At 68.2% G+C, this 13,693-nt stretch carries 15 protein-coding genes; 3 read left to right on the top strand and 12 right to left on the bottom strand.

Annotated elements, in window-relative coordinates:
• Positions 1-2 precede the first annotated feature (2 nt).
• Positions 3-1,217: a glucose-1-phosphate adenylyltransferase gene (glgC, locus tag MAY35_RS06600; protein WP_238420080.1), complete on the bottom strand. Its 1,215-nt coding sequence runs from the start codon at positions 1,215-1,217 to the stop codon at positions 3-5.
• Positions 1,218-1,363: 146 nt separating this feature from the next.
• Between glgC and glgA the strand changes: the two genes are divergently transcribed.
• The gene (gene glgA / locus MAY35_RS06605; protein ID WP_238420081.1) at positions 1,364-2,530 is read left to right on the top strand and encodes a glycogen synthase; all 1,167 of its coding nucleotides are present in this window, start codon (positions 1,364-1,366) and stop codon (positions 2,528-2,530) included.
• On the opposite strand, the gene MAY35_RS06610 is transcribed toward glgA, so the two are convergent.
• The 10 genes from MAY35_RS06610 to MAY35_RS06655 all read right to left on the bottom strand — a co-directional run bounded on the left by MAY35_RS06610 (position 2,509) and on the right by MAY35_RS06655 (position 11,090).
• The gene (locus tag MAY35_RS06610; RefSeq protein WP_374237930.1) at positions 2,509-3,552 is read right to left on the bottom strand and encodes a putative RNA methyltransferase; all 1,044 of its coding nucleotides are present in this window, start codon (positions 3,550-3,552) and stop codon (positions 2,509-2,511) included. The two genes, glgA and MAY35_RS06610, sit on opposite strands and share 22 nt — an antisense overlap.
• The gene (locus MAY35_RS06615; protein ID WP_004019232.1) at positions 3,549-3,716 is read right to left on the bottom strand and encodes a DUF3117 domain-containing protein; all 168 of its coding nucleotides are present in this window, start codon (positions 3,714-3,716) and stop codon (positions 3,549-3,551) included. The genes MAY35_RS06610 and MAY35_RS06615 overlap by 4 nt, the downstream gene beginning before the upstream one ends.
• A 100-nt stretch (positions 3,717-3,816) precedes the next feature.
• Complete coding sequence (locus MAY35_RS06620; RefSeq protein ID WP_374237929.1) at positions 3,817-4,149, bottom strand: DivIVA domain-containing protein; 333 nt, start codon at positions 4,147-4,149, stop codon at positions 3,817-3,819.
• Positions 4,150-4,220: 71 nt separating this feature from the next.
• Entirely contained in the window at positions 4,221-5,252 is a 1,032-nt protein-coding gene (locus MAY35_RS06625; protein WP_238420082.1) for a glucosyl-3-phosphoglycerate synthase, read from the bottom strand.
• Positions 5,249-6,073 carry a dihydropteroate synthase gene (folP, locus tag MAY35_RS06630; RefSeq protein ID WP_238420174.1) on the bottom strand — a complete coding sequence of 275 codons (825 nt, stop codon included), beginning with the start codon at positions 6,071-6,073 and terminating at the stop codon, positions 5,249-5,251. The genes MAY35_RS06625 and folP overlap by 4 nt, the downstream gene beginning before the upstream one ends.
• Before the next feature lie 71 nt (positions 6,074-6,144).
• Positions 6,145-7,950 carry a long-chain-acyl-CoA synthetase gene (locus MAY35_RS06635; RefSeq protein ID WP_238420083.1) on the bottom strand — a complete coding sequence of 602 codons (1,806 nt, stop codon included), beginning with the start codon at positions 7,948-7,950 and terminating at the stop codon, positions 6,145-6,147.
• Positions 7,951-8,027: 77 nt separating this feature from the next.
• Entirely contained in the window at positions 8,028-8,564 is a 537-nt protein-coding gene (locus tag MAY35_RS06640) for a TIGR00730 family Rossman fold protein (protein ID WP_238420084.1), read from the bottom strand.
• Positions 8,565-8,608: 44 nt separating this feature from the next.
• Positions 8,609-9,388, bottom strand: coding sequence for a TIGR00730 family Rossman fold protein (locus MAY35_RS06645; protein ID WP_238420086.1), 780 nt, complete (start codon positions 9,386-9,388; stop codon positions 8,609-8,611).
• A 59-nt stretch (positions 9,389-9,447) separates the two neighbouring features.
• Entirely contained in the window at positions 9,448-10,545 is a 1,098-nt protein-coding gene (dapE, locus tag MAY35_RS06650; RefSeq protein ID WP_238420088.1) for a succinyl-diaminopimelate desuccinylase, read from the bottom strand.
• A gap of 26 nt (positions 10,546-10,571) precedes the next feature.
• Positions 10,572-11,090: a DM13 domain-containing protein gene (locus tag MAY35_RS06655; protein ID WP_238420176.1), complete on the bottom strand. Its 519-nt coding sequence runs from the start codon at positions 11,088-11,090 to the stop codon at positions 10,572-10,574.
• A gap of 191 nt (positions 11,091-11,281) precedes the next feature.
• Between MAY35_RS06655 and dapD the strand changes: the two genes are divergently transcribed.
• Positions 11,282-12,247 carry a 2,3,4,5-tetrahydropyridine-2,6-dicarboxylate N-succinyltransferase gene (gene dapD, locus MAY35_RS06660; protein WP_238420089.1) on the top strand — a complete coding sequence of 322 codons (966 nt, stop codon included), beginning with the start codon at positions 11,282-11,284 and terminating at the stop codon, positions 12,245-12,247.
• 47 nt (positions 12,248-12,294) lie between these two features.
• On the top strand, positions 12,295-12,537 hold the full coding sequence (locus tag MAY35_RS06665; protein WP_238420090.1) for a DUF3072 domain-containing protein: 243 nt from the start codon (positions 12,295-12,297) through the stop codon (positions 12,535-12,537).
• 12 nt (positions 12,538-12,549) lie between these two features.
• On the opposite strand, the gene dapC is transcribed toward MAY35_RS06665, so the two are convergent.
• On the bottom strand, positions 12,550-13,692 hold the full coding sequence (dapC, locus tag MAY35_RS06670) for a succinyldiaminopimelate transaminase (protein WP_238420091.1): 1,143 nt from the start codon (positions 13,690-13,692) through the stop codon (positions 12,550-12,552).
• Position 13,693 lies beyond the last annotated feature (1 nt).

Below are 13,693 nucleotides of genomic sequence, written 5' to 3' on the forward strand. Positions count from 1 at the left end.
GTCTAGACCCGGATGTTCTTGCCGACCGTGACCACGCCGCCTGCGCTGACGGAGAACCGCTCGCGGTCGGCGGTCACGTCGACGCCGAGCTGTTCACCGTCGCCGACGACGACGTTCTTGTCGAGGATCGCCTTGCGGACCACGGCGCCCTTGCCGACGCGCACGCCCGGCATCAGCACACTGCCCTCGACCAGGGCCCCGTCCTCGACGATGACGTTCGATGACAACACCGAATTGCGCACGGTCCCAGCGGAGATGATGCATCCGGACCCCACGACGGAGTCCTCGGCGACACCACCCTGGACGAACTTGGCCGGCGGGAGGTTGTGGGTCTCGCCGCGGATGGGCCAGCGACCGTTGTAGAGATTGAAGATCGGGTGCACCGACACCAGATCCATGTGCGCCTCGTAGAAGGCGTCCAGGGTGCCCACGTCGCGCCAGTATCCGGTGTCCCGTTCGGTCGCCCCGGGCACCAGGTTGTCCTTGAAGTCGTAGACGAACGCCGTGTCGCGCCGGACGAACGCCGGGATGATGTCGCCGCCCATGTCGTGGTCGGAATCGGAGTCCGCCGCGTCGGCGCGCAGTGCGTCGACCAATGCCTCGGTGGTGAACACGTAGTTGCCCATCGACGCGAACGTCACGTCGGGATCGTCCGGGGTGCCCGGCGGATCGGACGGCTTCTCCAGGAACCGGGTGATCTTCCCGCTCTCGTCGGAGTCGATGCAACCGAAGGCGACCGCTTCGGCACGGGGCACGCGGATCCCGGCCACCGTGACGTCGGCGCCGGACTCGATGTGCGCGGCCACCATCTGCGAGGGGTCCATGCGGTACACGTGATCGGCGCCGAACACGACGATGTACTCGGGCCGCTCGTCGGAGATGAGGTTCATCGACTGGAAGATCGCGTCGGCGCTGCCGGTGTACCAGCGCGGACCGAGCCGTTGCTGCGCCGGGACCGGGGTGATGTACTCGCCGTGGAATCCCGACGTCCACCAGGTTTGCGAGATGTGCCGGTCCAGTGAATGCGACTTGTACTGTGTCAGCACGCAAATGCGTTCATAACCGGCGTTGACCAGGTTGGACAACACGAAATCGATCAGCCGGTAGGCGCCGCCGAACGGCACCGCGGGTTTGGCGCGGTCCATCGTCAACGGATACAGACGCTTGCCTTCGCCGCCTGCGAGGACGATGCCGAGGACGTGCGGCTCAGATCTCACCCTCTCAACTTAACCGCCATCGAACGCGTCGGCCAGGTGACCGGGCCGGAAGAAGTGGCCGTCTTGCTCCCACCCCGCCGTTCTCCCACCCCGCCGTTCTCCGGGCCCGATGGCGAACTCGGCGCGATGGCACTAGCGTCGGGGACATGCGGGTGGCGATGATGACACGTGAGTATCCACCTGAGGTGTACGGCGGCGCCGGCGTCCACGTCACCGAATTGGTGCGTCACCTCCGCGATCTCGCGACGGTCGACGTGCACTGCATGGGTGCCGAACGCGAGACCGCGCAGGTGTATTCGCCCGACCCCGGTCTCGCCGGCGCGAATGCGGCGATCACCACGCTCTCGGCCGACCTGCGGATGGCCGTGGGGGCCGCGGACGCCGACGTCGTGCACTCGCACACCTGGTACACCGGCCTGGCCGGACATCTCGCGGCGCAGCTCTACGACGTGCCGCACATCCTCACCGCCCACTCCCTGGAACCGTCCCGGCCGTGGAAGGCCGAACAACTCGGCGGTGGCTACCGGGTGTCGAGCTGGGTTGAACGCAACGCCGTGGAGTACGCCGATGCCGTGATCGCGGTGAGTGCAGGAATGCGCACCGAGATCTGTGACACCTACCCGCGCCTGGACCCCGAGCGCGTGCACGTGGTGCGCAACGGCATCGACACCACCCAGTGGTTTCCGGTCGACGATCCCTTCGGTCCGGATTCGACGCCCACGGCACTCGGGCTCGACCCCGATCGACCCGTCGTCGCGTTCGTCGGCCGGATCACCCGGCAGAAGGGCGTCGCCCATCTCGTCGCCGCGGCCCACCGTTTCGATCCCGACATCCAGCTGGTCCTCTGCGCGGGCGCACCGGACACCCCTGAGATCGGCGCCGAGATCGAGAACGCCGTCGGCGAGCTCTCGGCGGCACGGCCCGGCGTGCACTGGGTGCGCGAGATGCTTCCACTCCCCCGTATCCGCGAAATCCTCACCGCAGCAACCGTCTTCGTGTGCCCCTCGGTGTACGAGCCACTGGGTATCGTCAATCTCGAGGCCATGGCCTGCGGTACCGCGGTGGTGGCGTCCGAGGTCGGCGGCATCCCCGAGGTGGTCCGCGACGCCGTCACCGGGCGCCTCGTACGCTACGACCCGGTCGACCCGCAGACCTTCGAGCACGATCTCGCCGACACCGTGAACGCGGTCGTCAGGGACCCTGCCGCCGCGACGGCGATGGGTTCGGCGGGCCGCGAACGCGCCGAGGCCGAGTTCTCGTGGGCCGCGATCGCCGAACAGACCCTGGAGGTCTACGAGTCGGTTCGCCGCTGAGGGCGTGCCGACCGGTCAGCCGCCGGCCGACATACCGTCACCACGACCGACACGGTGACCCGTACCGTGCCGTCCCCGGCCAGCGCCTCCGCACGCGAGCGGATGTCGGCCTCGTCGGAGTGAAAGGCAGAGGGGCCCATCGCGACCAGGTCACCGATCGTCTGCGCGTCGATCTCCCTCGTGTAGCGCAACAGTGTCTCGTCGACGAGCTCGAAGCCGTCGTCGAGTGCGGCATGCAGCCGCGCCGATTTCGACGAGTCGACCCGGAGCATCTGCATGGGTTCGATGATCTCGGCGAGGTGATCGGCTGCCGGGCTGACGACGACCAGACCGCCCCCGGGTGCGAGGACGCGGGCGAACTCGGGGGCGTTGCGCGGCGCGAACACCGAGAGCACCACCGAGACAGCGTCATCGGCAACGGGTAGGCCCCGCCAGACGTCGGCGACGACAGCCGCGAGCGGCCCCCGCCCGCGAGCGATCGCCCGCGCGCAGTACTTCGACAGATCGAGACCGATACCCAGGACGGAACCGTCGGCCTCCGGGGCTTTGGTTACCGGGGCATCGTTTTCTGGGGCATCGTTTTCTGGGGCTTCGTCATCCGGTGCGCCGGCACGTGTCAGCGCTTCGACGGCAGCGCGAAGATGGTGTCCGCCACCGGCGCCCGCGTCGAGGACGATGCGACGTCCGGCGGACGAGTCGAACTGCGCGGCACGGCGGGCGACGGCGTCCACGACAGGCGCGAAGAAATCCGCGTCGTGCACACGTGCACGGGCCGCGACCATCGCGGCGGTGTCGGCGCGTAGAGCCCCGGAGCGACCGTCGAGCAAAGAGACATAACCCTGGCGGGCGATGTCGAAAGAATGGGCATCAGGGCAACGCAGCGAGGTGTCGACGACCGAGAGCGCTCCGGCACAGACCGGGCATCGAAGGACTCCGGCGACAACCGAGAGGTGGTGCGCCCGGTGCGGTGTCGGTGGGACCGCCCGGGCCTCAGCAGAACTGCCCTCGTGGGGCCTGTTCAGCCGGTGACCCCGCGGAGTTCCTCGCCCAGTGCGGCGGCTTCGTCGGCGGTCAACTCGACGACGAGACGACCTCCACCCTCGATCGGAATCCGGACAACGATTCCACGCCCTTCTTTGGCCGCTTCGAGGGGGCCGTCCCCAGTACGTGGCTTCATTGCCGCCATTCTCAAGCTCCCTTCAATGTCCCTGCTCCGAACATGATACGTGCCCGGGTCTCACGCGAACGCGAGAGCGCCACACGCGCGGCGCGTCGACCTCGTGGATTCAGCGTTCCGGCGGTACGAACGTCCCGGGATCTCCCGATTCCGCCTCGCGCTCGCGCAGTCGGACTATCACCGAACGCAGGTCATCGACCTCGCGGGCGAGACGGGCCAGCGCCCAATCGACTTCGCTCTGCTTGTAACCGCGGGCGGTCTGCGCGAACCGCAGCGCCGTGATGTCCGCGCCGCTGATACCCGCGGACGGCAGGCGTGTGAGCGTGGTGTCGGGTTCGACGGGTGGCAGGTCCTCGCCACGACCGAACACGAACCAGACCACGGCGAAGACGGCCGCCACGACGAGGGCCATGATCAGCAGGTACAGCAACAGCGTCTGCATGCCCTACATCCTGACAGAGCCGCGGTAACGACCCGCCGGGTCGGCGTGTGGCGGGCGTTGTCCGCACCTGTCTACGAGGCCATCTCCTCGGCCTTGGTACCCATCACCCGCACGGTGTTCATCGGCGGACGGTCTTCGAGATAGACGTCGGTGGTGTGCGGCGTGAAAGACCCGTCGGATTCCGCGGTGAACTGCGTGAGCCCCACGCCGGAGTCCTCGATGCCGCAGCGCCGCATCAGCGTCCCGACGATCTGCCGGCTCATCACGCCGAGTTCGATGAGCGGCCGGTTGCGGTGGGTCCGCACCCCGAGATTGACCTGACCGATCCCGGCCATCCCGCAACGGTCGTAGGTGTCGATCAGCAACCCGATCTCGACGCCGTACCCCGGCGCGAACGGCACCGACGACAAGAGTTCCCTCGTGCCGGCGTATTCGCCGCCGAGTGGTTGGAGGACCGCGGTCAGGTCGGGCTTCTGGGAGGCGAGCAGCGGACGGGCCACCAGTTCGGTGACGCGGCCGCCGCCGTTGGCGTCGTGGGTGCCGCCGGTGCGCAGCGGACGGCGGTAGTAACCCTTCACGAGCTGGATCTCGGGATTCACCAGTAGCGGTCCCAACATCTTCGGCACGAACATCGGGTCGGGATCGATGAGGTCGGAATCGACGAAGGCGATGATGTCGCCCGTGGCGACCGCGACCGAACGCCAGAGGACCTCACCCTTGCCCTTCACCGGCTCGAGTTCGGGAACCGCCTCCTCGCGCGTGATCACCTGCGCACCCGCGGCCCGCGCGCGTTCGGCGGTGGCGTCGGTGGAGCCCGAGTCCAGGACGATGACCTCGTCCACGAGCGTTCCGTACAGCGGCATGATCGTGGCGATCACGTCGGCGACGGTCTCTTCCTCGTTCAGGGCGGGCAGCACGACCGAGATCGTGCGCCCGTTCTTCGCGGCGACCAGGTCGTCGATCGTCCAGTCCGGCTGTTCCCAGGTGTGGGTCGCCGACCAGCGCTGGTCGTTGCCGAGGGGCTGGGCGGCCGTCGGCCACAGCGCGGCCTTGTCGCGGCTGCTGATGGTGCTGGGTGTCCGTCGCTTCTGCTGCTTCGTCATGCGAGTCCCCTGACTGTTCGGGCGGGAGGTCTCGTTCCCGCGATGGCAGCGACCATGTCGACCACGCGTCGGGTGGCAGCGACCTCGTGAACGCGAAAGATCCGGGCGCCTTGCGCGGCGGCCAGACTCGTCGCGGCCAGAGTTCCTTCCAACCGTTGCTCTAGGTCTGTACCCAGAGTCTCCCCTACGAAATCCTTGTTGCTCAGCGCCATCAGCACCGGCCAGCCCGTGTTAACAAGATCTTTCACGTGGCGTAACAGAGCCAGCCCGTGGTGGGTGTTCTTGCCGAAATCGTGCGTCGGATCGATCACGATCGAGTCCCGGCGCACCCCCGCGGCGAGCGCCCGCTCCGCCGCGGCGGTCACCTCGGCGACGACATCGGCCACCACCGCGTCGACGGAGTCGCCGTAGCCCACCCGATGCGGCCGCGTGCGCACGACAGCCCCGCCCGTGTGCGAGCAGACGATGCCCGCGCCACGCTCGGCAGCCACCGAGACGACCTCGGGATCGACCCCGGCCCACGTGTCGTTGATCAGATCGGCGCCCGCCGCGCACGCCTTGTCGGCCACCTCGCTGCGCCAGGTGTCGACACTGATCAGAACGTCGGGATGACGCTCGCGGATCCACGAGATCATCCCGACGACGCGATCGGCCTCGGTCGTCGCGTCGACCTCTCGACCGGGCCCGGCCTTGACGCCACCGACGTCGATGATGTCGGCACCCTCGGCGACCACCCGGTCGACGTGACGCTGGGCTGCGGTGTCGTCGAAGCTGGCGCCGCGGTCATAGAACGAGTCCGGGGTCCGGTTGACGATGGCCATCACCAGCGCGCGGTCGGTGGCCACCGGACGCCCGCACAGCGTCGACGAGACGCCGGACCCCGGGGAGTCGGTCACCCCTTGGGGACCTTGGCCGCGGCCACGTCGTCGGCGTAGTCCTCGTAGTACTCCACGTAGCCCTTGTCGCGTCCGAGCAACACATAGATCCGCTCGGCGTCGGCCTCGGCGTACCCCTCCTTGCGCAGTTCGACCTTGCGGTTCTTGAAGGTCGACGTCTGCTCGAAGTCGTCGACGATCCGCACGAACAGCGGTACCGCGTACGACGGCAGGGCGTCGTAGAGGTGGCGGGCGAGCTTGCCCGGATCGAGGTCGGCACCCTCGCGCAGCTTGACCGCGATCATTCCCGCGCGACCGTCGGTGCCGGGCACCTCGACGCCGTAGGCGACGGACTGGGCCACGGCGTCATAGGAATCCACGGCGCCCTCGACCTGGGTGGTGGCGACGTTCTCGCCCTTCCATCGGAAGGTGTCGCCGAGGCGGTCGACGAATGCGATGTGCGCGAATCCCTGATCGCGGACGAGGTCGCCGGAGTTGAAGTAGGCGTCCCCGTCCTTGAAGGCGTCACGGACGATCTTCTTCTCGGTCTCCTCGGAATCGGTGTAGCCGTCGACGGGCACCCGATCGCTGATCTGCGCGAGCAGCAGTCCGGTTCCGCCGCGACCCACCTTGGTGAGCCGACCGTCGTCGCCGCGCTTGGGGTTGCCCTCCTCGTCGTACTCCACGATCTTGTACGGCAGCGGACAGAATCCGGCCGTCTTGTCGACGCTGAACGCGTTGACGAAGGCCAGGTTGAGCTCGCTGGCCCCGTAGAACTCGACGACCCGGTCGACGCCGAAACGCTCGCGGAACTCGTCCCAGATGTCGGGGCGCATCCCGTTGCCGACGACCGTGTGCACCGAGTGCTGCCGGTCTGTCGGCTTCTCCGGTTGCGCGAGGAGGTAGCGGCACAGTTCCCCGATGTAGCAGAACGCCGTGGCGCGGTTCAGGATCACGTCGTCCCAGAACTTCGACGCCGAGAACGACCGACCGATCGCGATGCATGCCCCGGAGGCGAGCACCGACGACAGCGACACCGAAAGCGCATTGTTGTGGTAGAGCGGCAGCGGCACATACATCGTGTCGCTGTGGCGCAGACGGACGGCGAGGCCGCCGATCCCGGACATGCTCGCGAGCCACCGATTGTGGCTCATCACGCTGGCCTTGGGCATCCCGGTGGTGCCGGAGGTGAAGATGTAGAACGCCTTGGTGGACGCGGGCAGCTGTTCGGTGACTTCCGGGTCGGCCTCGGACAGGCCCTCCGACGCGGCGTCGAACTCGGCGAAGTCGTAGACGTGTTCGGGCAGTGCCGATTCGGGGATGGACTCGAATGCCTCGGCGCACTCCGGATCGTGGACCAGGACCTTGGCCTCGAGCAGTTCGACGCTGTGCTCGATCACCTCGCCCCGCTGGTTGTAGTTGATCATCCCGGCGATCGCACCCAGTTTGACCGTGGCCAGCATGAGCAGCAGATCGGTCGTGCAGTTCTTCGACAACAGCGCGACGACGTCACCCTGCCCGACACCGACCTTCGAAAGTGCTGCGGCATAACGGTTCACCCGGCGATTGGCCTCACCGTAGGTGGTGGTGCGGCCCTCGAACCGGACGAAGGGGCGATCGGGGTGCTCCGCGGCGTGTTTCTGGAACACCGAGCCGATGGTCCGCTTGGCCTCCGGTGGACGCCGGATGAGACCCGGCGCGTGTTTGATCATCCCGGTCGCGTGTGGCGCCATCTTGACCACGCCGCGAAGGAGATCGGGAATCCCGACCGTTTTCTTCACACTCTCTTGACGACTGTCCTGCTGCTCGACGTCTGGGGACATCTGGCCTCCGCTCTCCCACTGGGCGTCACGAGTGCCCCGCGCACTCTCGCGCTACCTTACCGGCCGGTAGCAAAGCCTCACCGCGATGTCGCATAACGGACCGCCTCGGACACCGTGTCGGTGACCTGGAGCCGGTCCAGTGAACGTTGCGCGACGAATCCGGTTGTCGACAACTCTCGCAGCCAGTCGAGCAACGGCGCGTAGAAATCGAAAGGATCGAGCAGGACGACCGGCTTGTCATGCATGCCGAGATATCCCCCGGTCCACGTCTCGAACAGCTCCTCCAGCGTGCCGATACCGCCGGGGAGCGTGATGAAACCGTCGGCACGTTCGTCCATGAGTCGCTTGCGTTCCCGCATCGTCTCGGTGATCACCAGCTCCGACGAACCCAGGTCGGCGACCTCGTGCTGGACCAGTGCGCGCGGGATGATGCCGATGGTGTGGCCGCCGGATTCCCGGGCGGCGGTGACCAGCGCGCCCATCATCGAGATGTTGCCGCCTCCGGAGACGACGACATGTCCGGCCTCGGCCAGGGCCCTGCCCACCTCGGACGCGAGGTCGAGGTAACGCTGATCGACGGGACCGGATGCACAGTAGACACAGACAGCACTCACCGGGCAATCGTGCCATCGAGTCCGGACGCCCCACACTCCGGACCTCAGGGCGTGGCGGCCTCGATCGCCTTCACGACGTCATCCGGGTCGTCGACGACGGTGAGCAGGTCGAGATCCTCCGGGGAGATCATCCCCCGGGCGGCGAGCACGTCACGCATCCAGGTGAGCAGACCACCCCAGAAGTCGCTGCCCACCAGCACGATCGGGAATCGCACCACCTTCTTGGTCTGCACCAGCGTCAGCGCCTCGAAGAGCTCGTCGAGCGTGCCCATGCCGCCGGGTAGACACACGAACGCCTGCGCGTACTTGACGAACATGGTCTTGCGGACGAAGAAGTAGCGGAAGTTCATCCCGAGATCGACATGCGGATTGAGTCCCTGCTCGAACGGCAGCTCGATGTTGAGGCCGATGGACTGGGCACCCGCCTGGCGGGCGCCCTGATTGGCAGCCTCCATCGCGCCGGGCCCGCCACCGGTGATGACCGCGTAGCCGGCGTCGCCGAGTGCGCGCCCGACCCGTATCCCGAGCTCGTACTCGGGCGATTCCGGGGCGAGGCGGGCGGAGCCGAACACGGTGACGGCCTCGGCCACCTCGCTCATGGCGTCGAACCCGGCCACGAACTCCGACTGGATGCGCAGCACGCGCCACGAGTCGCGCATGGTCCGCTCCGAGCGTCGCTCGGCGTCACGCGGGTCGACCCACTCGAGCAGCCGACGGTCGGTGGTCTTGCCCTGCTGATCACGGCGGATGCGGATGGGCCCGACGTAGCAGGTGTCGGGGTCCGTTCCGTCCTCGACGGATTCCGGCTCAGGCATGGTCGACATGGCGGCCACGCTAGCAGCGCCGCCGTGACGTCCGGCGGTGAGACGGGACCGCCCGTGCGTCAGGACAGATAGCTGCGCAGGAGATCGGTGACCGCTCGGATCTGCGCCACCGGGACGCGTTCGTCGACGCGGTGCGCGAGGTTGGGGTCACCGGGGCCGAGATTGACCGCGGGGATGCCGAGTGCGGAGAACCGGGAGACGTCGGTCCAGCCGTACTTGGCCCGGAAGCGCCCGCCCGCGGCCTCGACGAGCGCGGCGGCCGCCGGGTGTGCGAGACCGGGCAGCGCGCCCGCCGCCGAGTCGGTGACCTCGAGCGAGACGCCGTCGGCGAGATCGGCGGCGAAGACCTCGCGGACGTGATCGAGCGCCTGATCGATCGAGCGGTCCGGTGCGAAGCGGAAGTTCACGTCCACATGCGCCGCATCCGGGATCACGTTGCCGGCGACGCCTCCCGAGACCGCAACCGCCGACAGTCCCTCGCGGTACTCGCATCCGTCGATGTCGACCCGGCGCGCCTCATAGGCCGACAGCGTCGTGAGGAGTCCGCCCAGTTTGTGCACGGCGTTGTCGCCCATCCACGACCGCGCGGAATGCGCGCGCGTGCCCGTCGCCGACAACCGCACCCGCAACGTGCCCTGACATCCCGCCTCGATCAGGCCGGCGGTCGGCTCGCCGAGGATCGCGACGTCGCCGGTCAGCCAGTCGGGGAGCTCGCGCTCGATGTCGTTGAGGCCGTTGAACTCCGCGGCGATCTCCTCGCAGTCGTAGAAGATCAGTGTCAGGTCGGACGCCGGCTCGTCCAGCGTCGCCGCGAGATGCAGGAACACTGCGTCGCCGGATTTCATGTCGACGGTCCCGCACCCGTGGAGGACGTCTCCCTCCTCGGGATGGGTCTCGCGACGATGCGGGAGATTCCCGGCAACCGGGACCGTGTCGAGGTGCCCGGCGAGGATGACGCGTCGGCCCACACCCCGGTTGGTCCGGGCCAGCACACGATTTCCGTGCCGGAGGATCTCGAAACCGGTCGTCTGCCGGCGCAGCGCCTCCTCGACCGCGTCGGCGATGGCCGCCTCGTTGCGCGATTCGCTCTCGATGTCGACCAGGGCGGCGGTGAGGTCGACGGGATCGGCGGCCAGGTCGAGGACGGGGTTGCTCACGCCCCCACCGTAGTACGCGCGTCGGGTCAACCGACGGGGCCGAGCTCCGTCGCACCGAAGGAGACGCTGAACCTCACGCACCACAGGAACACCGCCGGGTACTCGTCGAGGTCGACGTCGGCGGGGATCTCATAGACCTGATCGCCCTTGTTGCCCTTGATCATGCCCAGATCGACATGCGGCGCGTCCGCGGCGGTACGCCAGCCTGCGAATCCCTCGACCACCTCGGCCCCCGACAGCCATACGTGGACATCGGGGCCGGTGGTGGTGTCGAGGTTCTCGATCGCGAGAATCCGTGAGCCGTCCGGCTTCTCGATGACAGAGACCGCCCCGGTGGTCGAGTGCTCGTGGCTGATGAGTGTGCCGCGCGAGGTCACCACGGGTCCGGCCGGCGGCGGGGCCTGCCCCGGTGACGACGTCGTCGGGGTCACCGCGACCGGGATCGCGTCGTCGACCTCGGTGTCGACGAAGAGCAGCCAGGGCCGGAAGATCACCGCCCCGACGGCGAGCGCGACGACGACGGCCAGTCCGACACCGCCCAGCACCCAGGGCCACCGGCGACGGCGCTGCCGCGGTGGGACGGGCGGATGGGGATGGCCGGTCATGGGATACGAATGTACGAGCGCGTGACCGGCGCCGACCAGGGGTTTGGGTCGAACGGATGACGCTCGGGCCCATGTGTCCCCCAGGGGTGGCGAGCCGGGCGGGCATCGCCGATCGCCTAGACTCACCTGTCGTGACATCAACTGGCGCACACGCAACTGGCATCGCGACCGTCATCGACGGGGGCTCGACCCCCGGCGTCGTCCTCGACGTGTGGTTCCCCGAACCCGAACTCGACGGCGTGGACACGGCCGAGACCGTCACCCTCGACGACGAGTCGACTCCCGCGCACCTTCGCGACCTCGTCGGCGTCGACGCGGTCCGCGGCGTGAAGACCATCGCGGTCCGCACCGGCATCGCCGACCTCGCGGCCGCACCGGTCGACGCCTACGACGTCTACCTGCGGCTGCATCTGCTGTCGCATCGGCTCATCACCCCGCACGGCGCCAATCTCGAGGGCATCTTCGGGATGCTCACCAACGTCGTGTGGACCAACCACGGCCCGTGTGCCGTCGAGAACTTCGAGTCGGTGCGGGCGAAGCTGCGCGCCCGTGGGCCGGTCACCGTGTACTCGATCGACAAGTTCCCGCGCATGGTCGACTACGTCGTCCCCGGCGGCGTGCGCATCGGCGACGCCGACCGTATCCGCCTCGGCGCGCACCTCGCGGCGGGTACCACCGTAATGCACGAGGGCTTCGTGAACTTCAACGCCGGCACTCTCGGATCGTCGATGGTCGAGGGCCGTATCTCGGCGGGCGTCGTCGTGGGCGACGGTTCCGACATCGGCGGCGGCGCCTCGACCATGGGCACGCTCTCGGGCGGCGGCAAGGAGATCATCGCACTCGGCAAGCGATGCCTGCTGGGAGCCAATTCGGGCTGCGGCATCCCGCTCGGCGACGACTGCGTGATCGAGGCAGGGCTGTACGTGACCGCCGGCACCAAGGTCACCGGGCCCGACGGCACCCAGATCAAGGCTCGCGACCTGTCCGGGCAGTCGAATCTGCTGTTCCGTCGCAACAGCCTGACCGGCGCCGTCGAGGTCGTGCCGTGGAAGGGCGACGGCATCGCCCTCAACGAGGCCCTGCACAAGAACAGCTGAGTCCGGGCCTCCTGGCCGGATCGGCGATCGCGACGTATGGTGGGCTCATGAGCACATCGAACAATCGTTCGACGAACGACACCGACGAGGTCCTCGGCGCAGGCGCCGGAAACTCCACCGAAAAAGACCCGGACGACTGGGTGACCGGTGACGAACCGATGACCGGAGCCCAGCGCAGCTACCTCGACACCCTCGCCCGTGAAGCCGGCGAGACGATCTCGGCCGACCTCACCAAGGCCGAGGCCTCCGAGGAGATCGACCGATTGCAGCAGAAGAGCGGCCGCGGCTGACCCGGTCGGGACTCAGTCGGCCAGCCGAGCGACGGCCGCGCGGATCCGCTCGTCGGTCGCGGTGAGCGCCATGCGAACGTGGCGTTCGCCGGCCGGACCGTAGAAATCGCCGGGGGCGCTGAGGATTCCACGGTCGGCGAGCCAGGCCACCGTGTCTCGGCACGGCTCGTCCCGGGTGGCCCAGAGGTACAAGCCCGCCTCGGAGTGGTCGACCCGGAATCCCGCGCCTTCGACCGCTGTTTTCAACAGCCGTCGACGAGCGGCATAGCGCTCGCGCTGCTCGTCGACGTGTGCATCGTCGCGCAACGCAGCGGTCATCGCTCCCTGGATGGGGAACGGAACGATCAACCCGGCGTGCTTGCGGACTGCGAGCAGTTCGCCGATGAGGTCGGTGTCGCCGGCGAAGAATCCGGCGCGATACGACGCGAGGTTGGAGATCTTCGACAGGGAATGTACGGCGAGCAGACCGGTGTGGTCGCCGTCGCAGACCCGCGGGTCGAGGATGGAGAGCGGTTCGCCCTCCCAGCTCAGTCCGAGGTAGCACTCGTCGGACACGACGACGGTGCCACGTTCGCGGGCCCATCCGACGACCTTGCGCAGGTGGTCGAAGCCCAGCACCTTGCCGGTCGGATTCGACGGTGAGTTGATGAACATCAGCGCCGGGTTCATCGGCCCGAGCGCGATCGTAGAGTCGGCCCGTACCGCCCTCGCTCCGGCGAGGAGAGCACTCACCTCATAGGTCGGATACGCGACCTCGGGGATGACGACGTCGTCGCCGGGTCCGAGCCCGAGGGTCGACGCGAGTCCCGCGATGGCTTCTTTGGTCCCGATCACCGGCAGGATGCCCGTCTCGTCGAGAGCGGTGACGCCATGTCGACGCGCCAGCGACTCCGCCGCGGCCCGGCGCAGTTCCGACGTCCCGATGGTCGTCGGGTACCCCGGGAACGCCGCCGAATCGGCGAGCGCGTCGCGGATCAGCTCCGGCACCGGGTCGACGGGCGTCCCGACCGAGAGGTCCACGATCCCGTCGGGGTGCGCCTGCGCCGCAGCCTTGGCGCCGGCGATCGTGTCCCACGGGAAATCGGGCAGGCGCCGGCTGACACGGGACGCGGAGACGCGCAGCGGTGCCGCCGCGCGGGAGACTGGACTGCTCATG

The sequence above is a fragment of the Gordonia sp. 'Campus' genome (genome assembly GCF_022206305.1).
Taxonomy (GTDB): Bacteria; Actinomycetota; Actinomycetes; order Mycobacteriales; family Mycobacteriaceae; genus Gordonia.